Below are 25,430 nucleotides of genomic sequence, written 5' to 3'. Positions count from 1 at the left end.
GCTAACGTCAGCCGTGCCTGATCTGAACGTGGCGTTACGTTTGTAGATGCCATGTCCGATAACGTCAGTCATGACTGTGCCGAACGCGGCGCTACGTATGTAGTCGCCGCAGCCTGCTTGCCACCGAAGCGGTTTACGCCTTGTTGGCGCCGCCGTCCCAGCGCTTCTGATACCACCACACCGCTTCCCACGGACGCAGCATCACCTCGCCAGGGGTAACGTGCGTATCAGGATAGTTACTGATCAGCACATCCCAGTGACCGCTGTAGGCCGGCGGGTGCCAGACCTGCGTTTCGCCGCTGAAGTTAGCAGCCACCACCAGCACCTCTTTCTCGAAGCGGCGGCAGTAGCACCACAGATAAGCGTGATCCGGCAGCAGATCGAGGTAATCGCCCCAGGTCAGGATCGGATAGGCTTTCCTGAGTTGGATCAGCTTCTGATAGGCGTAAAACACCGAGTTTTCATCAGCCAGCGCCGCTTCTGCGTTTATCGTTTCCATATTGTCACACATGCCGATCCACGGCGTGCCGCTGGTGAAGCCGCCGTTTTCTCCCGCGTGCCACGGGATCGGCGTTCTGCCGTTGTCGCGCGATTTGCTGGCGAGGATCTCCAGCAGGTTATCGCTGTCGCGTCCCTGCGAGCGCAGTTCGGCGTACATGTTGTGGCTTTCGATATCGCGATAGTCCAGGATGCGGGTGAAATGCGGGTTGGTCATACCCAGCTCTTCGCCCTGGAAAATATAAGGCGTGCCCTGCATCCCGTGCAGCACCAGCGCCAGCATCTTCGCCGACTGCACGCGATATTGCCCCTCGTCGCCCCAGCGCGAAACCACGCGCGGCTGGTCATGATTACACCAGAACAGCGCGTTCCAGGCCTTGTTATGCATGCCATGCTGCCAGTGGGTGAAGATAGCCTTCTGCGCCACCAGATCCAGCGGCGTCAGCGTCCATTTCTGGCCGTTAAAGAAATCGACCTCGACGTGATCGAAGCTGAACACCATCGACAGCTCTTCGCCCTCCAGCGAACCGTACTGCTGGCAGTGCTCCAGCGTGGCGGAAGACATTTCGCCTACCGTCATCAATTCACGCGGACGGAACACGTCGCGGCTCATTTCGCGCATATATTCGTGGATGCGCGGCCCGTCGGTATAGAACCGCAGCCCGTCGCCGTTGGGATCGTTGGGAAAATCCTGGTCCTTGGAAACCAGGTTCACCACGTCCAGCCGCAGCCCGTCGATGCCGCGATCGGCCCAGAAATTAACGATCTGCTTCAGCTCGGCGCGCAGATTATCGTTTTCCCAGTTGAGATCGGCCTGTTCCGGCGCCCACAGGTGCATATAGTACTGGTTGCTCTCCGGGTGCCAGCGCCAGGCATGGCCGCCAAACTTCGACTGCCAGTTGTTTGGCGGCTCGGCCGGCGTGCCGTCGCGCCAGATGTAGTAGGAGCGATAGGGGCTTTCGGGATCCAGCGCTTCGTGAAACCAGTGGTGCTGGGTGGAGCTGTGGTTAAACACCATATCCAGGATCAGCCGCATCCCGCGCCGGTGGGTTTCTTCCACCAGGTTATCAAAGTCGTTAAGCGTGCCAAATAACGGATCGATGGCGGTGTAGTTCGCCACGTCGTAGCCGTTGTCTACCTGCGGCGAGATATAAAACGGCGTCAGCCAGATGGCGTCCACGCCCAGCTTTTTCAGGTAGTCCAGATGTTGGATCACGCCGGCCAGATCGCCCGTTCCGCTGCCGGTAGTGTCCTGGAAACTCTTGGGATAAATTTGATAGATAACGCCGTTCTGCCACCACGGTGGATTTTTAGTCATTGCTCAATCCCGATATAAAAGGTCCGTTTGCGCTGTTATCGCCTTTTTGTTCTTTCCTAAGGTTAGCTATTAACTGGCAAGTGGAGATACGGGCGCAGTGAAAATTTTTTAGGCGAGGCCGAAAGGCGCACAAAGAGAGAATAAAAACTGACGGCCGGGGAAAACTTTCCTCTCCCGACGGGAGAGGAGAAGGCTTTAGCGACGTACGGCGATCGCTTCGATCTCGATTTTGACATCTTTTGGCAGGCGGGCCACTTCTACGCAGGAGCGTGCCGGGAAGCTGGCCTGGTGCTCGGTAAAGAAAGCTTCATAGGCCGCGTTCACGGTAGCAAAATCGTTAAGATCCTTCACGAATACCGTGGTTTTAACGATGTCGCCTACCTTCAGGCCCGCCGCTTCCACGATGGCCTTGACGTTCTCCAACGACTGACGAGCCTGCGCGGCAACGTCTTCTGCCACGCTGCCGGTTTTAGGATCGACCGGGATCTGGCCAGAAGTGATGATCATGCTGCCCAGATCGACGCCCTGCACGTAGGGGCCGATAGCCGCCGGTGCGTTTTCGGTGCTGATTTCGCGAGACATAATTTCTCCATATTAAATGAGGCCGGTAAAAGCCCGGATCCGCCCCATTATAAGCCGCCCGAAACTGATTACCAGTTCGCCATGACCACGTGACGCGCGAACTCTTTCTCGCAGTATTTGCACTTTAACTGCACGTTATCGTTACGTTTTTTCACCGCAAAGCTGGAGTTGACCGGCTCGCTGCGGCTGATGCAGTTGCTGTTGGGGCAGATCAGCACGCGTTCGATGGTGTCCGGCAGCGTCGGCGAAATTTTGCCGACCACGTCGTAGTTATCGATGCGGTTCACCGTGGCATGCGGCGCGTAAACCGCCAGCTGGTTGATTTGATCGTCCGTCAGAAACGTGTTTTCAATTTTGATCAGATCTTTGCGGCCCATCTCGCCGGAGGGCAGGTTCAGGCCGATGGTGATGCGCTGATCGGTTTCCGTCAGGCGAAACAGCGACAGCAGCTTAAAACCAATCTGCGCCGGGATATGATCGATTACCGTGCCGCGCTTAATTGCTTCAACCTGTAATTTATTATCTTGTGTCATCGTCAGTTCCTCTTACAGAGCCAGTTCGCTGTTCAACACCAGCGCCAGCAGCGCCTGGCGGGCAAAAATACCATTGCCCGCCTGTTGGAAATACCAGGCGTGCGGCGTGGCATCGACATCCGTCGTAATCTCATCAATACGCGGCAGCGGGTGCAGCACCTTCATGGTTTCGCGCGCGCCGACCAGGTCGGAAGCCCGCAGCACGAACTGCGCTTTGACGTTGGCGTACTCTGACGGATCCAGACGCTCTTTCTGCACGCGCGTCATATACAGAATATCCACCTGCGGCACCACTTCCTCAATGCTGTCGTGGCGGCTCCACGCAATGCCTTTCTCATCCAGCATATCGGTGATATAGGCGGGCATCGCCAGCGCGTCGGGTGCGATAAACAAAAAGCGATTGCCTTCGAACTTCGCCAGCGCCTGCGTCAGTGAATGCACGGTACGGCCATATTTCAGGTCGCCGACCATGGCGACATTCAGATTGCTCAGGCGGCCCTGAGTTTCCTGAATAGTAAAGAGATCCAGCAGCGTTTGCGTTGGATGCTGGTTAGCGCCGTCGCCCGCGTTGAGGATCGGTACGCCGCCGGAAAACTCCGTGCCCAGACGCGCCGCGCCTTCCTGCGGATGCCGCATGACAATGGCATCCACGTAGGTGCTGATAACGGAAAGCGTATCCGCCAGCGTTTCGCCTTTTTTACCCAGCGAGGTATTGCTGCCGTCGGCAAACCCCACCACGGACGCACCCAGACGATGCATGGCGCTTTCAAACGACAGGCGCGTGCGGGTAGAGGCCTCGAAAAAGCAGCTGGCGATAACCTTATGCTTCAGCAGCTCCGGCTGCGGCTTCGCCTTCAGGCTGGCGGCGGTACGCAGCACCAGCTCCAGCTCTTCACGACTGAGATCGTTAATTGAAATGATATGTTTATGATACAGCGGGTTAGCCATGTTCATTCTCCTCTACGCGTGCCGATAAGCGGAAAAACGGGCAAAAAAAAGCCCCTCAATGAGGGGCTTTTTCTACAGATCGGGAAGGAGGAAAAACGGCACTGCCGGCCTGCATTCAGGCGCGTCATTTTTACTCTGTCAGCAGTGGTCAGTTTCATGCATCCTCCAGACAAACGGGGGGCATTATACGCATTCGGTCAGCGGCGGCAAGCAAAAGTAATCGATTGCCTGGCGCTGATTCAGGGTAGCCGGGCCAGCGTGGCCACCATCACCGCCTTGATGGTATGCAGCCGGTTTTCCGCCTGGTCGAACACCACGCTGTGCCTGGATTCAAACACCTCATTGGTGACTTCCATGCCGCCGTGCAGATCGTATTGCTCAGCCATCTGTCGGCCCAGCGTGGTTTGATCGTCGTGAAAAGCGGGCAGGCAATGCAGGAATTTCACCGCAGGATTGCCGGTAAGCGCCAGCATCGCGCTGTTGACCTGGTAATCCCGCAGCAGGGCGATACGCTCTTCCCACACCGCTTTTGGTTCGCCCATCGACACCCAGACGTCAGTATAGATAAAATCCGCACCGTTCACGCCTTCGGCAATATCTTCCGTCAGCGTGATTTTTCCGCCGCTTGCCTGCGCCGCCTGGCGGCACTCGCTTACCAGCGCCTCGTCCGGCCAGCAGCCTTTCGGCGCGACCAGGCGCAGATCCAGGCCCGTCAGCGCGGCGGCCTCCATCATGCTATTACCCATATTATTACGTGCGTCGCCCACGTAGGCGAAAACCATCTCGCTGAAGGGTTTTTCCGGCAGATGTTCTTCCATAGTCAGCAAATCCGCCAGCAGCTGCGTCGGGTGGAACTCGTCGGTCAGGCCGTTCCACACCGGCACGCCCGCATGTTCCGCCAGCGATTCCACCAGCGACTGCCCGTGACCGCGATACTGAATGCCGTCATACATGCGTCCCAGCACGCGCGCGGTATCCTTCATTGATTCTTTATGGCCGATCTGGCTGCCGCTTGGGCCAAGATAAGTGACGTTGGCGCCCTGATCGTAAGCGGCAACTTCGAAAGAGCATCGGGTACGGGTCGAGTCTTTTTCGAAGATGAGCGCGATGTTTTTGCCTTTCAGGTGCTGCACTTCCTCGCCATTTTTCTTATCGGTTTTAAGCCGTGCGGCCAGCGCGAGTAAAGCGGTAATTTCAGCCTGCGTAAAATCAAGCAGCCTGAGAAAGTGGCGTTGATATAACTGACTCATAAAGCGCTCCAGAGGATATTTAATGAATTTAAATTCAACTTAACTGTATCAATATGCATTTTCAACCCTGGCGTGAAGAAACTTTTGTATAAAGGTAGTGGCGCAGAGGACAGTGTGGGAAAATACTTAACAGATATGCCACACACAGAGGAACGGATCATGGCAAATGAAGCATTGCTGGAAGAGCAGCGTGAAGAGACGCGGCTGATTATTGAAGAGCTGTTGGATGATGGCAGCGACCCGGATGCGCTCTACACCATCGAACACCACCTCTCCTGCGACAGCTTCGACGCGCTGGAAAAGGCGGCGGTTGATGCGTTTAAGCTGGGCTACGAAGTTACCGAGCCGGAAGAACTGGAGCTGGAGGACGGCACGAAAGTGATGTGCTGCGATATTCTGAGCGAAGGCGCGTTGAATGCCGAACTGATCGACGCCCAGGTCGAACAGCTGATCGATCTGGCCGCGAAGTACAACGTGGACTACGACGGCTGGGGCACCTACTTTGAGGATCCGGACGCCGAGGACGAAGACGAAGGCGACGACGACGACCTTATCGACGAAGAAGACAACGGCACGCGTCACTGATGCCCGTGGGCGGACGCCGTTCCGCCCGTTTGCGCCGGTCTGCTCCCCGCAGAGCGGCGCAATGTTTTTAACCTGATTTTTACGGATTGTTTGCCCGCATGATCACCGAAGACCTCCTTGCTCCCGTTCACGCTTTTCTGCACTGCCGCACGCCGCAAAAGTGGATCGACGAAGCCCGCAAGCCGGAAAACCTGCCGCTGCTGCTCACCGACCATCTTGTTTGCGAGCTGAAGGCCGCCCAGACCGCCATGTGGCTGATCCGCAAATACGTGGCGGATAAAGAGAGCGGCGACGCGCTGCTGGCCTGGCTGAAACCGTGGGAGCAGTTTGTGCACAGCGAAAACGCGGATTTAGCCTTTCTGGAACAGCATAAAGGGCTGTCGAAAACGATTATCAGCCGTACGGATGTGCCTTACGGTGATACGCTGGTAGACAAAATGGTGCTGCTGATTAAAGAAGAGCTGCATCATTTTTATCAGGTACTGGAAATTATGCAGGCGCGCGCCATTCCCTACGTCAAAATTACCGCCAGCCGCTATGCCAAAGGGTTACTGCGAGAGGTGACCACGCACGAGCCGCAGACGCTGGTGGACAAGCTGATTTGCGGCGCCTATATCGAAGCGCGCTCCTGCGAACGCTTTGCCAGCCTGGCGCCTTATCTGGATAAGGAGCTGGCCGCGTTCTATCTTTCGCTGCTGCGTTCGGAAGCGCGCCATTATCAGGACTATCTGGCGCTGGCAGCCGAGATATCAGCCACGGATATTACTTCCCGCGTGCGTAAAATAGGCGAAACGGAAGCAAAGCTAATTAGCGAACCGGATAGCGAGCTGCGTTTTCACAGCGGGCTGCCTGCCTGGTGATAATATTGACAGCTTTATTCTGGCGTTATTATTTCAGGAAGCCGTTTATTAGCGTTGCCACCTTTAATAAATAATATTAATGGCGCTAATGGTTTAAAGGGAATAATAACGCCTACGAGTAACCTGTTTTTTCGCAATCTCCCCTCTTTTTTATTTTGCGGAGCGCTTCACATAACCTGATTTTTATTATGGCTGAAAAGATTTTCAGGCGTATATTCCTGCCATTATCAGGATTGTTACCAACCGGCAAAACCTGATCCCACTTGCGATATTATTACCGCAACGGGATCGGGTTTTTTTGTTTCTTTTAGATGGAGTCATTTATTTAACGGCTGACAAGGAAGGCTATAATGAAAAACAGGAACGTTTTTTTACTGGCGCTGCTCGCCGCCGTGGCCGCCCATGCTGAAGAAAGCGGCGGCGATTTCCAGCGATTTTTAAAGGAGACGCAGCTCGATCTTACGTTGCGCAGCCACTGGAAATACCTGAAAGAGAATGAGGCGCAGCCCAAAGCGGTGCACAACGCCTGGGGGGCCGCAACCACGCTGGATTTCCGCTCCGGCTGGCTGGGTGATACCCTGGGCTTCGACGCCAGCTACACCAGAGCCGCTAAGCTGGCGGCCAGCGACTACTTCGCCACGCGCGGCATCCTTTACAATCACGGCGCAGGCTTCGATAAAAGCAACGCCGGCGGCTTCAGCCGCTTCGGGCAGCGCTACCTTAAGCTAAAGCTGGGTGACGACGCGTTCGGGCTGAAAGCAAAAGGCGGCTGGCACCAGTTGAAAAACGTGGGCGTGCTGACCAACACTTACCGCCTGTCGCGCAACAGCTATCAGGGCTACAGCGGCTCGCTGCGCTGGCAGAACCTGCAGTTGGATATGGCCTGGGTAACGCGCTCCATCATGTATGATTCACCCGATAGCGTGCATTTTCTTACCCTTGATGGCAAAGAGATCGACAGTATCCTGACCGGCGGCCTGAGCTGGGAAAAACAAAATGCTGTGTTCTCCTGGGCATGGGGCGAGTCGAAGGATTATCTGCGCCGTCACCTGGTGGAAATTACGTATCCGCTGACGCCGAAATGGGCGCTGGCGTCACAGATTTACGGCAGCCAGGCGTTGGAAAAATATAAAGCGATGCCGCAAAGTAAAAAACAGTTTAACGACAGCGCCTGGCACTATGCCGGAGAAGTACGCTGGCAGGATGACAGCTGGATACAGAAAGTCGGTGTTGCCTGGACACGGGCAGAAAAGCGCAACGGGGTGGGCTATTACGATCGCTATATAGGGAAAAATACCCGTGGCCGGTTTAATGCCTTAACCTCCGCCGGAAAAGATTATCTGCGCGACGGCGAACTGGCGCTGACCTCTTTTACCGAATATCAGTTTACTGAAAGTTTAGCCAGCGGTATTCAGGTTAACTACGGCCAGTTTTCTTATAAAAATAATAAAATCCGCACCGGGGAAATTACCTGGCTGAACCGCTGGCAGCCACGTGAGGGTCAGCTAAAAGATTTAACGCTGGCCGCACAGTTAGGCTATGGCTGGTCATATAAAAATATTAACGCCACGCCGATCCTTAATTCTGCGGGCGAGTATCAGCGCTCGCCGAGCCTTTCTGCTGAAGTCGGTGTGACCTGGAAGTTCGGTCTTTTATAATCAGGGGGAAATATGAAAGGAATAACACAGGCGATGCTCTTTGCTTTTTTACTGTTAAGCAGCTGGGCCAGCTTTGCTGCTGACGTTGAGCTCTATGTGGTGCGCCACGGCAAAACCTTGTTTAACACCGTGCATCGCGCGCAGGGCTGGAGCGATACGCCCTTAACGGCGGAAGGCGTGGAGGTAGCCAAAAAAGCGGGGCGCGGGCTGAAGCCGGTAGACTTTATTGCCGCATGGAGCAGCGATTCGGGCCGGGCCAGGGAAACCGCAAAGCTGATTCTGGCAGAGCGTGATAAGTCGTTACCTCTTCAGGAGCGTGAGGCGTTAAGAGAAGTCTTTTTTGGCTCTTTTGAAGGCGACACCAATGAAAATATGCTGACGGTGGCGGGGAAAAAGAGCGGTTACGCCTCGTCAGCCCAGCTGATGGCGGCTTTCAACAGCAAGAAAGTCGACATTGTGGAGATCGTGCAGATGATCCATGCGGCCGATCCTTCCGGTCAGGCAGAAAGCTATCAGCAGGTGGCGCAGCGGGTTAACAAGGTAATTAAGGAAATTGCCCGACAGGCGCAGCAGCAGGGCGGCGGCAACGTGCTGATCGTCACGCACGGCATGACCATCATGACGCTGCTGCACGAGCTGGGCGATAAAGCGAAGACGCACTCGCTCAGCAATGCCAGCGTCACACGTATCCGCTATACCGATGCCGGGAAGTTTATTATTGAAGCGATCGACGACCTAAGCTACGTGAAAAAAGGCTCGCAGCTGGCCGTGACGCAGTAGCCTGCGTCCGCTGTGCTACAGCGAACGAATAGCCTACATCTGGTGTGATACAGCGATGCAGCGAACGAATAGCCTACATCTGGTGTGATACAGCGATACAGCGAACGAATAGCTTACATCCACTATGCTACAGCGAACGCAGCATAGTAACTTCGCAGTCCACGTGGCCGGTGTTGCCCATCGGCCCGTCAATATGCTGAAAGCCCAGGTGCTCATAAAGGCGCACGGCGCGGGTCAGCGACGCGGTAGTCTCCAGGTAGCAGCGCTTAAAGCCCAGCTCACGCGCATGTTCCATGGCCCGCAGCGCCAACGCTTTCGCCACGCCCAGACCGCGCAGCTCGGGCATAAAATACATTTTTTGCAGCTCGCAAACGTCCGCTTCGCTACCCTGGAGGGGAGCCACGCCGCCGCCGCCCATAATTTTTCCGTCCAGCTCAATCACCCAGTAGGCGCTGTTGGGCTGGCGATAGAGTTCGCAAAGCTGGTCAAGATTGGGATCGGCGACCGTAAAGCCTTTGTCGGCGGTCAGGCCAAATTCCGCCGAAACCTGACGGATAACGTGAGCGATATGCGGATTATCAGCGGGTTGAATAAGCCGAACCCGGATATCGGCTGAAGAGGTGCTGGTCATAACCTGGGGCCGTTTTTTAGATAGTTTGGCAGTGTAATACCATCCGTTGGCCGAGGATGCAATCTTCCGCTTCCATGCAAAAGGGAAACCTGGCCGGGAAAATAAGAGTGGGAAAGCAGGCGGTGATGGCGGCAGCACAGGCCAAAGCCGCCTTTACGGCTTTGTGGCGCGCCGCGCGGGCATCATGCGCGCCAGCGTATTATCTTTCAGAAAATAGTGATGGAAGAGGGCGGCCAGCGCGTGCAGGCCAATTAGCCAGTAGCCAAGCGGCGCCAGCGTCTCGTGCCAGTGGATAAGCGTTCGCGCCAGCGCCGGATCGGGATTTGCAGATACCGGCATAGTCGCGCCAAACAGCCACCACTGCCGTCCGGAGAGATAGCGCGAAGAGAGGCCCAGCAGCGGCAGCACGATAAACAAGGCGTACAGCGTGGCGTGCACCAGGTGTGAAAGCCCTTTTTGCCAGCTCGCTATCGGCGGCGCAATAGCCGGGCTGCGATGGCGAAAGCGCAGAAAGATACGTGCCAGCATCACCAGCAGTACGCCAAACCCTGCGCTGAAGTGCGTAATAATCATGGCGAACCCTTGCCAGGAACCGCGCTGGGCAAAGCCCCGCAGTTCAATGGTGGCGTAGGCAACGGTGAGCAGGAGCACGGTCAGCCAGTGGAGCGCGATCTGCGGCCTGGCGTAGTTGTCAGACATGGTTTTATCCGTAAAAAATAACAGACCGTTAATGTATCACCGCTTTCTTAAAGATTTGTTTGGCTGCGTTTTTTAACGCATAAAAAAACGCTCCGCAAACAGGTTACGGAGCGTTCAGTATTAACGGCGCGGTTAACGCCGTCCGGCTGGCATGGTTACAGCGCGGCGATAACGGCCTGCTGCTCGATCAGCTTGAGCTTAGCCTGCTCGAACTCGGCCATGCGCTCGCGCTCTTTCGCCACCACGGCTTCCGGCGCGCGCGAGACAAAGCCTTCGTTGGAAAGCTTGCCTTCGATCTTGCCGATTTCCACTTCCAGCTTGCTGACTTCTTTCGCCAGACGCTCCAGCTCGGCGGTTTTATCCACCAGGCCAGCCATTGGGATCAGCAGCTCCGCGCCGTCGATGATCTTGGTGACCGATACCGGGCCTTTCTCGCCGGCGGCCAGGCAGGTCAGGCTGTCCAGACGCGCCAGCGATTTCAGGAAGTTATGGTTGTCGGTCACGCGACGTACCACGTCAGCGCTTGCGCCGCGCAGCAGCACATCCAGCGGTTTGGACGGCGACAGGTTCATCTCGGCGCGAATATTACGCACCGCGACAATCGCCTGCTTCAGCCATTCGGTATCGCTCAGCGCCGCCTCATCCACCTTCGCCTCTTCAAATTCCGGCATCGGTTGCAGCATGATAGTGTCGTCGCTGATGTTCTTCAGCACTTTCACCTGCTGCCAGATGGTTTCGGTAATAAACGGAATAATCGGGTGCGCCAGGCGCAGCAGCGCTTCCAGAACCACCACCAGCGTATTGCGGGTGCCGCGCAGCTGGGCTTCAGAACCGCCGTTCATCACCGGCTTGGTCAGCTCCAGATACCAGTCGCAGAACTGGTTCCAGGTGAACTCATACAGGATGTTGGCGGCGATATCGAAGCGGTAGCTGTCCAGCGCGCTACGGTAAGCCTTCACCGTCTGGTTGAATTCGGCAAGGATCCAGCGATCCGCCAGCGACAGCTCCAGCTCGCCGCCGTTAAAGCCGCAGTCCTGCTCCTGAGTGTTCATCAGCACAAAACGGCTGGCGTTCCACAGCTTGTTACAGAAGTTGCGGTAGCCTTCCAGGCGCTTCATATCCCAGTTGATATCACGACCGGTAGAGGCCAGCGCCGCCAGCGTAAAGCGCAACGCGTCGGTGCCGTGCGGTTCGATACCGTTCGGGAACTGCTTCTCGGTGCGTTTGCGGATTTTCTCCGCCAGCTGCGGCTGCATCATATTGCCGGTGCGTTTCTCCAGCAGATCTTCCAGCGAAATGCCGTCAACCATATCCAGCGGATCGATGACGTTGCCTTTCGACTTGGACATCTTCTGGCCTTCTTCGTCGCGGATCAGACCCGTCATATAAACGGTCTTGAACGGCACCTGCGGCTTGCCGTCTTCATCTTTGATAAAGTGCATGGTCAGCATGATCATGCGGGCAATCCAGAAGAAGATGATGTCGAAGCCGCTGACCAGCACACTGGTCGGATGGAAGGTGCTCAGATCCGGCGTTTTTTCCGGCCAGCCCAGCGTGGAGAACGTCCACAGCCCGGATGAGAACCAGGTATCCAGCACGTCTTCGTCCTGGTTCAGCGCTACATCCGCGCCCAGGTTGTTTTCCACGCGCACTTCTTCTTCGGTGCGGCCGACGTAGACGTTGCCTTCGGCATCGTACCAGGCCGGAATACGGTGTCCCCACCACAGCTGACGGGAAATACACCAGTCCTGAATATCACGCATCCAGGAGAAGTACATGTTCTCGTACTGCTTAGGCACAAACTGAATATCGCCCTGCTCAACGGCTTCCACCGCGACTTTCGCCAGTGGCGCGGTACGCACGTACCACTGGTCGGTCAGCATTGGCTCGATCACCACGCCGCCGCGATCGCCGTAAGGCACGGTCAGGTCGTGCGGTTTGATTTCTTCGAGCAGGCCAAGCGCATCTACGGCGGCAACAATGGCTTTACGCGCGGCAAAACGCTCCAGCTTCTGGAACTCTGCCGGAATGTCGCTGCTGTAAACGTCAGACTCTTCGCCGTTGGTGTCATAAACCTGAGCGGCTTCACGGATGTCGCCATCAAAGGTCAGGATGTTGATCATCGGCAGCTGGTGACGACGGCCCACTTCATAGTCGTTGAAATCGTGCGCTGGCGTGATTTTCACGCAGCCGGTGCCTTTTTCCATGTCGGCGTGCTCGTCGCCCACGATCGGAATGCGGCGGTTGACCAGCGGCAGCACGACAAATTTACCAATCAGATCTTTATAGCGTGGATCTTCCGGGTTAACGGCTACGCCGGTATCGCCCAGCACCGTTTCAGGACGGGTCGTGGCCACCACCAGGTAATCTTTGCCGTCAGCGGTTTTCGCGCCGTCCGCCAGCGGATAGCGGATATGCCACATAGAGCCTTTGGACTCGCGGTTTTCCACTTCCAGATCGGAGATAGCGGTGCGCAGTTTCGGATCCCAGTTCACCAGGCGTTTGCCACGGTAAATCAGGTTCTCTTTGTAGAGGCGCACAAACACTTCTTTGACCGCGTTGGAAAGGCCGTCGTCCATGGTGAAGCGCTCGCGCTCCCAGTCCACGGAGTTGCCCAGACGGCGCATCTGACGGGTAATGGTGCCGCCGGATTCCGCCTTCCACTGCCAGATTTTTTCGATAAAGGCGTCGCGACCGTAGTCTTTACGCGTTTTCCCTTCTTCAGCGGCGATTTTGCGCTCCACTACCATCTGCGTGGCGATGCCCGCGTGGTCCGTGCCCGCCTGCCACAGGGTGTTTTTTCCCTGCATACGCTGGTAGCGGATCATGGTATCCATGATGGTTTGCTGAAACGCATGACCCATATGCAAGCTACCGGTGACGTTCGGCGGCGGGATCATGATGCAGAAGCTTTCCTGGCTGGTGTCGCCGTTTGGCTTAAAGTAGCCCTGCTGTTCCCAGTGCTCGTAGAGCGGCTGTTCGATATCTTGCGGGTTATATGTCTTTTCCATTTCTGCTATGTCGTTGGGGGCACGGGCGGCGTGGCCGTATTCAAGTGGAATCCGACGCTGCGATAGGCTTTATAGCGATCGCGCGCCAGCTGTTTCAATTCTTCTTCGTAAGGCACGAAGTCTATCACTTCCTGGAAAGCGGTGGCAAAATCTGCGAACTGCGGCAGCAGGCTGATCAGCAGATCTCTTGGCGCGTTGCCGCGGCGCTGCGGCCAGGCCAGCTCGACCGGCGCGCCGTATTTCGGCCCTTCGCCCGCCAGATTGTGCGGCACAAAGGCGCTGGCCGGACGGCGCCACAGCGCTTCATCCAGGCGGATCGCCTGCGCTTCATCTTCGCAGGCGACCAGCACGCGCTTTCCCTCGCGCCAGCGCGTTTCCGCCAGCTCGCAGACCAGCGCTTCCAGCGCGCTGAGCCCGTCAACCGGCGTGTCGCTTTCCAGCAAATAGAAGGTGGCGTTTTTCATGATTTAGTCGTCGCCGTTCAGACCGGCGCGGTTCAGCAGGAACTGCGACAGCAGGGCGACCGGACGACCGGTAGCGCCTTTGGCCTTGCCGGAGCGCCACGCCGTACCGGCGATATCCAGATGTGCCCAGTTATATTTGCGCGTAAAGCGAGCCAGGAAGCAGGCTGCGGTGATTGCGCCGCCGGGACGGCCGCCGATGTTTGCCATATCCGCAAAGTTAGAATCCAGCTGCTCCTGATATTCGTCGGCCATCGGCAGACGCCAGGCGCGGTCGCCCGCCTGTTCAGAAGCGCCGATCAGCTCGTGCGCCAGCGGGTTATGGTTCGACAGCAGGCCGCTGACGTGATGGCCCAGCGCAATCACGCAGGCGCCGGTCAGCGTCGCCACGTCGATAACCACGTCCGGATCGAAACGTTCGACGTAGGTCAGCGCGTCGCACAGCACCAGACGGCCTTCCGCATCGGTATTCAGCACTTCAACGGTCTGGCCGGACATAGTGGTCAGCACGTCGCCGGGACGATAGGCGCGGCCGCCAGGCATGTTTTCACAGCCCGCCAGCACGCCAACCACGTTCAGCGGTAGTTTCAGCTCGGCCACCATGCGCATCACGCCGTAAACGGAGGCCGCGCCGCACATATCATATTTCATCTCGTCCATGGCTTCGCCAGGCTTAATCGAGATACCGCCGGAGTCAAAGGTCACGCCTTTGCCGACCAGCACGATAGGACGGCTGTCCGCGTCCGGGTTACCTTTGTATTCGATCACCGACATCAGCGATTCGTTCTGCGAACCGGCGCCGACGGCGAGATAGGCATTCATGCCCAGCTCTTTCATTTGCTGTTCGCCAATCACGCGCGTGGTGACGTTGCTCCAGCCGTCCGCCAGCTGGCGCGCCTGAGAGGCAAGATAGGCGGCGTTGCAGATGTTCGGCGGCATATTGCCGAGATCCTTGGCGGCTTTGACGCCGGCGGCCACGGCCAGGCCGTGCTGGATGGCGCGCTCGCCGCTGGTCAGCTCGCGACGGGTCGGCACATTAAACACCATTTTACGCAGCGGGCGACGCGGTTCGACTTTGTTGCTTTTCAGCTGATCGAAGCTGTAAAGCGTCTCTTTCGAGGTTTCCACCGCCTGGCGGACTTTCCAGTAAGTGTTGCGGCCTTTCACGTGCAGTTCAGTCAGGAAGCAGACCGCTTCCATCGAGCCGGTATCGTTCAGGGTGTTAATTGTCTTCTGGATCACCTGCTTGTACTGACGTTCGTCCAGCTCGCGCTCTTTGCCGCAGCCGATCAGTAAAATGCGCTCGGAGAGAATATTCGGCACATGATGCAGCAGCAGCGTCTGGCCGACTTTTCCTTCCAGCTCGCCGCGACGCAGCAGGGCGCTGATATAGCCGTCGCTGATTTTATCCAGCTGTTCAGCAATGGGTGACAGCCTGCGCGGCTCAAACACGCCTACCACAATGCAGGCACTGCGCTGCTTTTCCGGGCTACCGCTTTTTACACTGAACTCCATGCACTCTCCTGAATCTTAAAGACAACGGCGCTTGCTGCGGCTAGAATATAGCGCTTGTTAACCGCATAATGCCGGGGCAACGCGCCGTGTAGCGTTACGGGCGTCAGATTTTGTTCGGGTGATGCCCCTTAGGAATAATCGGGTAAACGTTTTTTTTTGCATCACCGGAACGCGATTATTGTCATACTAGTTTAGCTACGACCGAGGCCATTGATGAGAAAAAATGGCGTATAAGCGATGAAACTATCGATTTTCCTGCAAAAAGACAAGTTTTCACAGGCGTATTCAGCGTGATTATCATTAGATATCTGGTAAGAGAGACGCTCAAAAGCCAGCTGGCTATCCTCTTTATTCTGCTACTGATCTTCTTTTGTCAGAAGTTAGTCAGGATCCTGGGAGCCGCGGCGGATGGCGAAATTCCCACAAATTTAGTTCTGACACTGTTAGGCCTTGGCGTTTCAGAGATGGCGCAGCTCATTTTGCCGTTAAGCCTCTTTTTAGCCATTTTGATGACGCTTGGCCGTCTGTACACCGAGAGTGAAATCACCGTGATGCACGCCTGCGGCCTGAGCAAGGCCGTATTGGTGAAGGCGGCGATGGTGCTGATGCTGTTTACCGCAGTGGTCGCCGCGGCGAACGTCGCCTGGCTTGGCCCGTGGTCGGCGCGCTATCAGAATGAGGTGACGAAGAACGCTAAGGCTAACCCTGGCGCGGCGGCGCTGGCTGCCGGGCAGTTCCAGCAGTCGGGCGACGGTCAGTCGGTGCTGTTTATCGAAAACGTGAAGGGCAACAATTTCGGTAACGTCTTCCTGGCGCAGCTGCGGCCTAAAGGCAACGCGCGTCCTTCGGTCGTGATGGCGGATAAAGGCCATATGACGCAGCGCGCCGACGGCTCGCAGATAGTGACGCTGGATAAAGGCACGCGCTTTGAAGGCACGGCGCTGCTGCGTGATTTCCGCATTACCGATTTCCAGAACTATCAGGCCATCGTCGGGCATCAGGAAGTGCTGCTGGATCCCAACGACGCCGAGCAGATGAACTTCAGCGCGCTGCGCCATTCCGACAGGCCGGAGTTCCGCAGCGAGCTGCACTGGCGCTTTACGCTGGTGTTCTCGGTGTTGGTGATGGCGCTGATGGTGGTGCCGCTCAGCGTGGTGAACCCGCGCCAGGGCCGCGTGCTTTCTATGCTCCCCGCGATGCTGCTGTATCTGGTGTTCTTCCTGCTGCAAAGCTCGCTGCGCTCCAGCGGCTCGAAAGGACGTCTCGATCCGGCTATCTGGATGTGGGTGGTGAACCTCTCCTATCTGGCGCTGGCGATCCTTCTTAACCTGTGGGATACGGTGCCGATGCGCCGTCTGCGCGCCCGCTTCACCCGGGGAGGATCGGTCTGATGTTTGGCGTTCTCGACAGATATATCGGTAAAACGATTTTCAACACCATTATGGCGACGCTGTTTATGCTGGTGTCGCTCTCCGGCATCATTAAGTTTGTCGATCAGCTGCGCAAAACCGGGCAGGGCGACTACACCGTGGTCGGCGCCGGGCTTTACACTATCCTCAGCGTGCCAAAAGATATTGAGATCTTCTTCCCTATGGCCGCGCTGCTGGGTGCGCTGCTGGGCCTGGGTGCGCTGGCGCAGCGCAGCGAGCTGGTGGTGATGCAGGCTTCCGGCTTTACCCGGATGCAGATTGCCGCTTCGGTGATGAAAACGGCGATCCCGCTGGTGCTGCTGACCATGGCTATCGGCGAGTTCGTGGCGCCGCAGGGCGAGCAGATGGCGCGTAACTATCGTGCGCAGCAGCTGCTGGGCGGTTCACTGCTCTCCACGCAGAACGGGCTGTGGGCGAAGGATGGCGATAACTTTATCTTTATCGAACGCCTGAAGGACAACAGCGAGCTGGGCGGCGTCAGTATCTACAACTTTAACAAGGAGCGCCGTTTACAGACGGTGCGCTATGCGGCTTCTGCCAAATACAACACGGACAAAAAGCAGTGGGATCTGTCGGAGGTGGACGAGTCTAATCTCACCAATCCGCAGCAGGTTACGGGCAGCCAGACGCTGACCGGCGAATGGAAAACCTCGCTGACGCCGGACAAGCTGGGCGTGGTGGCGCTGGATCCGGACGCGTTGTCGATTAGCGGGCTGTATAACTACACCAAATACCTTAAGCAGAGCGGACAGGTTGCGGGCCGCTATCAGCTGAATATGTGGAGCAAGATCTTCCAGCCGCTGTCGGTGGCGGTGATGATGCTGATGGCGCTGTCGTTTATTTTTGGGCCGCTGCGCAGCGTCTCGATGGGGATGCGCGTGGTCACGGGCATCAGCTTCGGCTTCCTGTTTTACGTGCTGGATCAGATCTTCGGGCCGCTCAGCCTGGTATATAACATTCCGCCAGTGCTTGGCGCGCTGCTGCCAAGCGCCGCCTTTATGGCTATCAGCGTCTATATGCTGCTGAAGCGCCGTTAACGCTCCCGGCCGCAGGTGCTCCGCCTGCGGCCACGGTTCAGCCCCGCTTTTATCCGCTTTTCTGCCTGCCAGCCGTCGTAGCTATCCAATGGACTTTTCTTTGCACCAGCCGTCGTAGCCTTTTAGCCTCTTTTATCTGCACGACAGATATCCTGGCTCTTCCGCCGCCTTATCCTTTCTGGCAGCCGTCGTAGCTTTCCTGGCGGTTTTTCTTCACAGCAGCCGTCGTGGCTCTTCGGCCGCTTTATCCTTTCTGTCAGCTGTCGCATCTTTCCTGGCGATTTTTTTCACACCAGCCGTCGTGGCTGTTCAGCCGCTTTTTCAGTGCGTCAGCCGTTGTGGCTTTGTGGCTGTTCTTTCCTTTCAACGGGCGCCGCCGCTGCTCGCTTTCGCTGGCCTTAACGCTTTCCCGGCTGCTTTCTGCCTGCCGTTTTGCGCTTTCCGCTGGCAGCGTGCTGCGCCTTTCGTCAGTTTTGTCATCTCTGCGCGGCCCGTGGTCCATAAACATTGCCCGGACAGCGGCGTGCAGCAGCCTTCAGTGCCGGCACCGCAAAAGAGAGGCGTACGTATTATTTACCAGTATTTTTATGCTGTTAGAAAGAAGTGGCAACCACTTATATAAGTAGCGTGCGCGCAAGGCAATATAAAGCAGAAAAAGTTCAATCAATATTTAAAAATAGTTAATGTATATATAATTAAATCGCTTACAAAATCTGTTACATTTTGCCGCTTAATTGGGGAGGCAGTCTCGAAACAGTCTACTACTATTAATGGCGTGTGCAACAAAACGTGGCGCCGGATAAAAAGATTTTTTAGTCTGTGGGGCTTTAAATCTCAGGAGTTAATTTTATGGGAAATAAAAACGCGCCGCTTACTGGAAAAGTCAAAGAGGCCGTCTCGATGCCGCTTGCTGAAGAGCAGGCTACCATCTCTAAGCAGCGCAAGGTTCACAGGCGGATTAGTCTGACGCGCTCTACGCAACAGGTAGAGAAATTACTGGAAACCGAGCTAACGCATGAGCATGTTGAAATCGAGCACGTTCCTATGAATTATCAGGTTGCCGATGATTATTCTGCTGAGATCCGTCAGGAAGGGGATGTTTTTATTATTCCCGTGATTGAAGAGCAGGTAGAAATAATCACTAAGCGGGTGCTTAAGGAAGAAATTCATATTCATAAGCATACCAGTAAAGAAGAGTTTCAGCAGAAAGTCACTCTGCGTAACCAGGAAGTAAAAATTACGAAGCAGAAACTTTAAACCTATTAACGAGGATCTATTTATGTCACATGAAAAAATCGTCACCGCATTTAATGAAGTTTCACAGGCGGAAGCGGCAAAACAGAAATTGATCGTCGAAGGTATTGCAGAGAAAAACATCGATATCATCTCCGGGGAAAGATTACGCGTAGAAGATAAAGAAATCCGTCATCCAAGCTTCTGGCAGCGCCTGTTTGGCGATGACGTTGATGATGATTACGCAAGCGAATACAGCAAGGCTATCCGTTCAGGCGGTGTGCTGCTGACGGTTCGCGCTCCGAAAGATGAAGCTGACCACATTGAACAGGAGTTGAGCGCCTTTGCCGCCGACTACTCTTCACTGAGCCATACGGATCGCGACCCGGTTAACCGTAACTATGCGGGTGAAACCAACGATCGCGGCCTGCTTACCGGTGACCAGACGGGTGCGCTGAATACCACCACCGCGCCGCTGTCCAATACCGGCACCACCGGCACGCTGGCAGACGATACGCTGCTTAACGAACGCGATTCGCTGCGTAATGAACAGGATTCACTGCTTAACCGTGACCGTACCGACCTTGCCGTTTCTGAAACCGACCGCGATTCGCTGAAGCTGGCGGAAGAGCAGGTGGATATCGGCAAACGCCAGATTAATGATGGTTCCGTACGCCTGCGTCGTTTCACCGTAGAAGATGAAGTCTCGGAAGATGTTTCGCTGTACGACCAGCATGCAGAAGTCTTCCGTCACGCGGTGGATGAGCCAGCCTATCTGAACGACGTGGACTGGTCAGAAAAAACCATCGAAGTTGAGGAATCTCATGAGATCCCAACCGTTGCGAAAACCGCGCGTATTAAAGAAGAAGTGGGCCTGCGCGGCGAAGAAACCGCTCGCGTCGAAACCGTGAAAGACAGCGTGCGTCGTCAGGAAGTGGAGGTTGAGCATACCAATGAAAATCGTACGCACAACACCAACGCCCTTAAAAACGACGTAACCCGCACCGAGACCAACCTGCGGGAAAACGAGCTGACCGACGACAAGCTGGCACCGAATAAACTGACCGATGCCGACAAGAAGTACTAATCGCTAAACTGACAACGTTTTAGTGAAAGGCATGTAAGCCCGCGTTGAAAGACGCGGGCTTTGTCGTTATAGCAGCGCCGGAAGCTGCGACAGCAGCCACAGCAGCAGGCCAATTACGCCGCCCACCACCGTGCCGTTGATACGGATGCGCTGCAGATCCTTGCCGATATTTAACTCCACCTGGTGCGACATATCCTTCGCATCCCAGCTTTTCACCGTATCGCTGATATGACGGCTTAAAAAGTCCGAGAACTCTGGTGCAACGCTTATCGCCGCCTCTTCCATATGCTGATTCAGCGACGCCCGCAGCTGCGCATCCTGGGTTAAGGTTTCGCCCAGCCACTGTGCGGAAGCGCTGACTTTGCCGTGCAGCACGGAGTCTTCTTTATCCAGATCCTGCTTCAGCCAGCTGCGTAAATCGCCCCATAGCTGCGCGATATAGCTGTTCAGCGTCTCGTCCTGCTTCAGATAAGTTTTGATCTCTTCCGCTTTCAGCTGCATCTCTGGATCGCTGCGCAACCGCTCGATCAGACGCTGTACCGCACGATTGAAGCCCTGACGCAGCTCGTGCGCGCCGTCCTGCTCTATATCGTTAAGGATCGATTTCACCGCGTTGGCCGCCAGCTCGGCGCTTTTTTCACCTACCCATTCTGTCGGCAGCATCTTCTCTTTAATAGGATGCTCGCGCTTCAGCCAGCGCATCACCTGCTGCGCAATAAACTCGTGCGTGCCTGGCTTGTTGATCAGATGCAGCAGCTGGCTGATGGCGTCGTCCAGCAGTGCCTGATGACGATTGTTTTTGGTCAGGCTCTCCAGCACCAGCGCCGCCGACTGCGTCAGATCGACCTTATCAATAGCCTTGTGGATAGCGCGCCGCATAAACGCCTGGATACGCGAGTCGTCAGCCAGATCGAGAAAGCCGCGCACGACTTTCAGCAAATAGCCGCTGATGCGGGCGGCGTTAGCCGGTTCGCTCAGCCAGCGGGCGATGATCTGCGCCGGATCGTGACGGCGGATTAACGTCAACAGCGAATCGGTGTTCAGGAACTTATCCTGCACGAACAGCGCCAGGTTATCGGCAATGCGATCCTTGTTGCGCGGCACAATCGCGGTATGGCGGCCAACCAGCGGGATCGGCACGCGCCTGAACAGCGCACTGACCGCGAACCAGTCCGCCAGCGCGCCGACCATCGCCGCTTCCGACACGGCTTTTAAAGCGCCGATCCACAGGTTCGTCGGTCGCCAGAGGGGATAAAGCACGGTGGCGATAAACAGCAGCGCCGCGAAGCATAACAGCAGCAGCGGCAGACGTTTGGCTTGCGCCAGTTCGGTTTCTTTATTCATAAAAGCTTGCCTGCTCCCGGGCGGATTTAGCAAAAATTAAACGAGGCGGTTCTGGTCGGGCCTCAGTATAGCTCTTCAATGGGATCGGTTTTCCAGGTGTAGTTGCTTAACTGCCAGCTGTTAAAATCGACGAGGAAATGCGCCTGTTCGCCGTTGACGATATCGGTGACGATGCCTTCGTGTACGCTGCCGGTTTTCTCCCGCCAGCTGGCAATCAGCGCCGGCTGGCCCGCTTTTTCCTCCACGCGCAGCCAGACGCGATCCAGAATCTCATCACCCTGCGCTTTGCGGCCGTCGGCGAGGGTCAGTTGGGTGGTGGCCGCTGGCGTCATCATCAGCGTGGTTACCCACAGGCCGCGATCGGTTGTCTGGAAAAAATCACTGACTTTTTGCAGGCGGCCGGCGGTCAGCGGCTGCGCTTTGACGATGGCGTCCACCAGCGCAGCGTTGCCGAACAGATTTTCCGGCTGCTTAACGGCACTGCTGGTTTTATCCAGAGAGAAGTGGAGATAGGGTTTGCCGTTGCTAAAATCGGAAAGGGCCAGCTGCAAACCCTTATCCATTTGCGTGGAGATAAATCGCGCCAGCGCGGGAACATCCGGCGCGGCAGCTTTCAGCCCGTGTTCGATGCGGGCGAAAATGAGCTCCTGATAATAGCCGTTCCAGACAAAATTTTTGTACTGCTGTGCCTGCTGCTGCCGACGCAGCTCGGCGATCAGCTTATCGATCTCAGGGCCGTCGGCACCGATATCAATGAGGTAGCTGGCCAGCTCAACACGGTTACGAGGTGACTTAAAGGTGTTCAGGTTCGCTTCGGCAAACTGGCGCGCGCGTTGCTCGTCAAACTGCCGCACGTTGGTGAAAGCATCGGTCAGAATACTTTCGTCATAGCGGTCACTGCGATCGTCCAGCATTTGCAGCGTCAACGGATAAAGCGAGCGTTCCGCTTTCATCGCCTCCAGCACGGCCACTTTTTTATCATTGTTGAATGCATTGTTACCGAGGATATCGGCAATCTTTTTGCCCGTGTCATCCGCCATTACCCGACCAAATATGCCCCGGCTGGCGATAATCAGATGCAACGCGTCTCTGAACTGATAGTCGTCGGAGGCGGGATTGAGGATGATGGCCATCAGGCGCTGTGTTTCAGCCGCGTTAAGATGGGGCTGGCTGCCGCCGCCACGGGCATTGTCTCTGGCAAAGCGCAGCGTCAGCGAGTCGAGCAGGGCGCTGGTGCGCAGCTCATCCATAACCCGATAACCGCCGCTGTTTTCATCGTCAAAGCGCAGCCAGCCGTTCACCTTATCGGTAACGATAGCCGTCATTTTGCTGCTTACGCCGGAGATACCGACAAAGCCCGCCAGCGTCAGCACGGTAGCGAAAACGGCGAACATGCCCAAAATCCATTTGCGGGTGTTATCCAGCACCGACAGGGTTTTGTTGATGGCACTTTCGGTGATTTTTGCTTCAGCGTTATCAATTTTGTCGCTGACCTGTTGCAGCAGGCGAAGGTTTTCTTCGCGCAGCTTTTCCAGCTCGGCCTTGTGCTGCTGCGTATCCCGCTCTATCAGCAGCTTCGTTAGATCATGCATCGTTTTCTCACTACAGAAAAAGTTAACTGTTGGCGGTTAACGATAATGCAGGCTGGTGCCCGGAGATGCAAACCGTCGCGCTGTGGAGAAAAGTACATAGCGAAGGTGGCAGCCGCAGCAAACTTCTGTAATTTATTAATTTTGCGGCGAGGAAAAAAGATGGATGCGAACATTATTGCAGTAGCCACGATTGGCGGCGCGCTGGCGCTGGGTGCCATGAGCCCTGGCCCGAGTTTTATTATGGTGGCACGTACGGCGGTGGCGTCTTCGCGACGTGCAGGCATGGGCGCGGCGCTGGGAATGGGCACCGGCTCGATAGTGATTTCATTAATTGCGCTAATGGGCCTGCATACGCTGCTGGCGGCGGTGCCGTGGCTGTGGCTGGTGCTGAAAACTGGCGGTGGGCTTTATCTGCTGTGGATGGCGTTCAAGATGTTCCGCCACGCGCGTGAGCCGCTGCATATGGAAAACAGCGGCAACATGGGGAAAAGCTTTCGCCGTGCCTTTTTAACTGCTTTTATTACGCAAATCAGTAACCCTAAAACGGCGGTGGTGTTTGCCGGGATTTTTGCCGCGCTGCTGCCGAGCCACATTACGCCAGCGATGTACGTGGCGCTGCCGGTGGTGTCGATGCTGGTGGATGGCCTGTGGTATGCCTTTGTGGCCTGGGCGCTGTCCTCCAGCGGGCCGCGTAATACCTATTTGCGCTATAAGGCGACGTTCGACCGTATCGGCGGCAGCGTGATGGCCGCGCTGGGCATTAAGCTGATAGTGAAATAGGCAAGGCGGGGACTTCGAAGGCCGGAGGCGTGTATGGAAGAAGTGGTTTGCTGTGAGCCGCGTTTTTGTGTGAGGAGTTTGTGTGGGGAGCGTGTTTAGAAACGGAGGCAGGGCGAATTTTTGTGGCGCGGAGAGTGCGTCAGGGAAAGGGGCAGATTTCTGTGGTGCACGGAGCGCTCTGTAAGAAAAGGGCCTGCTTTCTGTGGAGCCTGGAGCGCTCTGTAAGAAAAGGGCCTGCTTTCTGCGGTGTATGGAGCGCTCTGTAAGAAAAGGACCTGCTTTCTGTGGAGCCTGGAGCGCTCTGTAAGAAAAGGGCCTGCTTTCTGTGGTGCCTGGAGCGCTCTGTAAGAAAAGGGCCTGCTTTCTGCGAAATCGGGGCATGTGTTGGGAACCCGATCGGATCGTAAAGACGCAAAAAGCGTCGTCCCTGACAGCTCGGCCTGCGCCGTCCATGGCGCAGGACGCTTTACTAACCCGCTCGGGTTCCCGCCACTTCAAGGTTTGGCGTGGCCTGTAGGATTGATCGGGGGACGGCTGTGGCTTTGGTGTGGTTTATAAGTTTGGTCAGTGGGCTGTTGTGGCTTTGACGTGGTTTATAAGCCTGGTCTTTGGGCTATTGTGACTTTGACGCGGCCTGAAAGTCTGGCTGGTGAACGGTTGTGGGTTTGATGTGGTTTATAAGTGAGGCCGCTTTGGCTTTTGGCATTGTCTGCAAGCGGGAACGTTCGGCATTGTCTGCAAGGGTAGCTAGTGTTCTGCTGTAGCTTCGGTCTGGTTTACGAGCGTAACCAGGGGACGGCTGTGATTGTGGCGTGGTGAATGAGTCGCTGTAGCTTTTGGGCTGAAGTAAGGAGCAGCTTCTGTTTTGAGCACGACAGGACGCTTTCGCTAATCGGTTGATCTGTCTGTGCAGAGAGTGGAGGCGTCTGCGCCGTCCTTGGCGCAGGAGACTTGGTGATAATGGCCTAGGAGATAAACTGCTTGCTTTGTTTCAACACCAGATCGCAGGCTTTGGTTTTCACCTTCTTGCCCAATTCGGTGTTGCCCAGGCTTTTCAGGTTCACCTGCTGATCGCTGCCGGTATTCAGCAGGCCCATCAGACCTTGTTTATAGTCGGTGGTTTCCTGTGCTTTCGCCGTGTCGGTCAGGCCCAGCTTGCTCAGCAGCTGATCCTTTACGGAACTCACATTGTTATTTACTACGTTGTTCTGCACGCAGTACTGCAACACGCCTGCGGCATTGGTCATGCTGTTAGCGCTGAGCTGCTGATTGCCGCCGTTCAGCAGGCCAGCCAGCGCACCCAGCGACATGCCGTTATTCTGCGTGGTAGTTGATGCAGAGTTAGCATTGTTCTGGCTCAGCGTATTGGCAGCATTGCTGAGCTGATCCTGCCAGCTTGCGGCTGAAGCCACGCCAGCGAACAGGGAAGATGAAACCGTTAATGCCAACGCTATCTTGGTTGTTGCTTTCATTTTTATACCTTCTTTAAATTGTCCGGCACGACCTGTTCCCGGCGCGCGCCGATCTCCACAGTGGGACTGCGGGATTAGCCCGGAGTTCCGTATCGATCGACAGCCCGGCTCGGCAAACCCGGCTTT

General features: G+C 56.0%; 23 protein-coding genes. 9 read left to right on the top strand and 14 right to left on the bottom strand.

What is annotated here, in order from left to right; genetic code table 11:
• Window positions 1-133: 133 nt before the first annotated feature.
• From treC to argF, 5 genes are all read right to left on the bottom strand, one after another.
• On the bottom strand, window positions 134-1,816 hold the full coding sequence (gene treC, locus QCD69_RS01080; protein ID WP_253457968.1) for an alpha,alpha-phosphotrehalase: 1,683 nt from the start codon (window positions 1,814-1,816) through the stop codon (window positions 134-136).
• A 195-nt stretch (window positions 1,817-2,011) separates the two neighbouring features.
• Window positions 2,012-2,398: a 2-iminobutanoate/2-iminopropanoate deaminase gene (gene ridA, locus QCD69_RS01075; protein WP_253457971.1), complete on the bottom strand. Its 387-nt coding sequence runs from the start codon at window positions 2,396-2,398 to the stop codon at window positions 2,012-2,014.
• 68 nt (window positions 2,399-2,466) lie between these two features.
• Window positions 2,467-2,931 (bottom strand): aspartate carbamoyltransferase regulatory subunit, encoded by a 465-nt coding sequence (gene pyrI, locus QCD69_RS01070; RefSeq protein ID WP_125287136.1) that lies wholly within the window; start codon window positions 2,929-2,931, stop codon window positions 2,467-2,469.
• Window positions 2,932-2,943: 12 nt separating this feature from the next.
• Window positions 2,944-3,879: an aspartate carbamoyltransferase gene (gene pyrB, locus QCD69_RS01065; protein WP_253457974.1), complete on the bottom strand. Its 936-nt coding sequence runs from the start codon at window positions 3,877-3,879 to the stop codon at window positions 2,944-2,946.
• A gap of 239 nt (window positions 3,880-4,118) precedes the next feature.
• A complete protein-coding gene (gene argF / locus QCD69_RS01060) occupies window positions 4,119-5,129 on the bottom strand; it encodes an ornithine carbamoyltransferase (protein ID WP_301250704.1) in 1,011 nt (336 codons plus the stop codon).
• Window positions 5,130-5,288: 159 nt separating this feature from the next.
• Here argF and rraB point away from each other — a divergent pair, with 159 nt between their 5' ends.
• The 4 genes from rraB (at window position 5,289) to QCD69_RS01040 (ending at window position 9,012) form a co-directional block, all read left to right on the top strand.
• Window positions 5,289-5,714, top strand: coding sequence for a ribonuclease E inhibitor RraB (gene rraB, locus QCD69_RS01055; protein WP_253457981.1), 426 nt, complete (start codon window positions 5,289-5,291; stop codon window positions 5,712-5,714).
• 98 nt (window positions 5,715-5,812) lie between these two features.
• Window positions 5,813-6,574, top strand: a complete 762-nt coding sequence (miaE, locus tag QCD69_RS01050; RefSeq protein ID WP_253457984.1) for a tRNA isopentenyl-2-thiomethyl-A-37 hydroxylase MiaE — start codon at window positions 5,813-5,815, stop codon at window positions 6,572-6,574.
• Window positions 6,575-6,924: 350 nt separating this feature from the next.
• Entirely contained in the window at window positions 6,925-8,232 is a 1,308-nt protein-coding gene (locus tag QCD69_RS01045) for a hypothetical protein (protein WP_301250703.1), read from the top strand.
• Window positions 8,233-8,244: 12 nt separating this feature from the next.
• Entirely contained in the window at window positions 8,245-9,012 is a 768-nt protein-coding gene (locus tag QCD69_RS01040) for a histidine phosphatase family protein (protein WP_253457989.1), read from the top strand.
• Window positions 9,013-9,139: 127 nt separating this feature from the next.
• On the opposite strand, the gene QCD69_RS01035 is transcribed toward QCD69_RS01040, so the two are convergent.
• The 5 genes from QCD69_RS01035 to pepA all read right to left on the bottom strand — a co-directional run bounded on the left by QCD69_RS01035 (window position 9,140) and on the right by pepA (window position 15,329).
• Window positions 9,140-9,643, bottom strand: coding sequence for a GNAT family N-acetyltransferase (locus tag QCD69_RS01035; RefSeq protein WP_301250701.1), 504 nt, complete (start codon window positions 9,641-9,643; stop codon window positions 9,140-9,142).
• 153 nt (window positions 9,644-9,796) lie between these two features.
• Complete coding sequence (gene cybB, locus QCD69_RS01030) at window positions 9,797-10,342, bottom strand: cytochrome b561 (RefSeq protein WP_301250700.1); 546 nt, start codon at window positions 10,340-10,342, stop codon at window positions 9,797-9,799.
• 155 nt (window positions 10,343-10,497) lie between these two features.
• Window positions 10,498-13,353 carry a valine--tRNA ligase gene (locus QCD69_RS01025; protein WP_301250699.1) on the bottom strand — a complete coding sequence of 952 codons (2,856 nt, stop codon included), beginning with the start codon at window positions 13,351-13,353 and terminating at the stop codon, window positions 10,498-10,500.
• A gap of 5 nt (window positions 13,354-13,358) precedes the next feature.
• Window positions 13,359-13,817, bottom strand: a complete 459-nt coding sequence (locus tag QCD69_RS01020; protein ID WP_253458001.1) for a DNA polymerase III subunit chi — start codon at window positions 13,815-13,817, stop codon at window positions 13,359-13,361.
• A 3-nt stretch (window positions 13,818-13,820) separates the two neighbouring features.
• Entirely contained in the window at window positions 13,821-15,329 is a 1,509-nt protein-coding gene (gene pepA / locus QCD69_RS01015) for a leucyl aminopeptidase (RefSeq protein WP_253458004.1), read from the bottom strand.
• Between the two features lie 290 nt (window positions 15,330-15,619).
• Between pepA and lptF the strand changes: the two genes are divergently transcribed.
• Window positions 15,620-16,720 (top strand): LPS export ABC transporter permease LptF, encoded by a 1,101-nt coding sequence (lptF, locus tag QCD69_RS01010; RefSeq protein ID WP_253458008.1) that lies wholly within the window; start codon window positions 15,620-15,622, stop codon window positions 16,718-16,720.
• Entirely contained in the window at window positions 16,720-17,796 is a 1,077-nt protein-coding gene (gene lptG / locus QCD69_RS01005) for an LPS export ABC transporter permease LptG (protein WP_253458011.1), read from the top strand. Before lptF ends, lptG begins: the two co-directional genes overlap by 1 nt.
• A gap of 256 nt (window positions 17,797-18,052) precedes the next feature.
• Here the strand turns inward: lptG and QCD69_RS01000 are convergent, their stop codons facing one another.
• Window positions 18,053-18,298, bottom strand: coding sequence for a hypothetical protein (locus QCD69_RS01000; RefSeq protein WP_301250698.1), 246 nt, complete (start codon window positions 18,296-18,298; stop codon window positions 18,053-18,055).
• A gap of 347 nt (window positions 18,299-18,645) precedes the next feature.
• On the opposite strand from QCD69_RS01000, the gene QCD69_RS00995 reads away from it, so the two are divergent.
• Complete coding sequence (locus QCD69_RS00995) at window positions 18,646-19,053, top strand: YsnF/AvaK domain-containing protein (RefSeq protein WP_301250697.1); 408 nt, start codon at window positions 18,646-18,648, stop codon at window positions 19,051-19,053.
• 22 nt (window positions 19,054-19,075) lie between these two features.
• Complete coding sequence (locus QCD69_RS00990; RefSeq protein WP_301250696.1) at window positions 19,076-20,116, top strand: YsnF/AvaK domain-containing protein; 1,041 nt, start codon at window positions 19,076-19,078, stop codon at window positions 20,114-20,116.
• A 66-nt stretch (window positions 20,117-20,182) separates the two neighbouring features.
• On the opposite strand, the gene QCD69_RS00985 is transcribed toward QCD69_RS00990, so the two are convergent.
• The gene (locus QCD69_RS00985) at window positions 20,183-21,460 is read right to left on the bottom strand and encodes a DUF445 domain-containing protein (protein ID WP_253458035.1); all 1,278 of its coding nucleotides are present in this window, start codon (window positions 21,458-21,460) and stop codon (window positions 20,183-20,185) included.
• Window positions 21,461-21,522: 62 nt separating this feature from the next.
• The gene (locus tag QCD69_RS00980; protein ID WP_301250695.1) at window positions 21,523-23,052 is read right to left on the bottom strand and encodes a hypothetical protein; all 1,530 of its coding nucleotides are present in this window, start codon (window positions 23,050-23,052) and stop codon (window positions 21,523-21,525) included.
• A gap of 159 nt (window positions 23,053-23,211) precedes the next feature.
• On the opposite strand from QCD69_RS00980, the gene QCD69_RS00975 reads away from it, so the two are divergent.
• Entirely contained in the window at window positions 23,212-23,832 is a 621-nt protein-coding gene (locus QCD69_RS00975; RefSeq protein WP_301250694.1) for a LysE family translocator, read from the top strand.
• A 965-nt stretch (window positions 23,833-24,797) separates the two neighbouring features.
• Here QCD69_RS00975 and QCD69_RS00970 read toward each other — a convergent pair.
• Window positions 24,798-25,304: a DUF2501 domain-containing protein gene (locus QCD69_RS00970; RefSeq protein ID WP_253458044.1), complete on the bottom strand. Its 507-nt coding sequence runs from the start codon at window positions 25,302-25,304 to the stop codon at window positions 24,798-24,800.
• Window positions 25,305-25,430 lie beyond the last annotated feature (126 nt).

Source organism: Erwinia sp. PsM31 (genome assembly GCF_030433775.1).
Taxonomy (GTDB): Bacteria; Pseudomonadota; Gammaproteobacteria; order Enterobacterales; family Enterobacteriaceae; genus Erwinia; species Erwinia aeris.
Note: the sequence above shows the minus strand (reverse complement) of the source record. Positions and strands in the feature narration are given on the sequence as shown.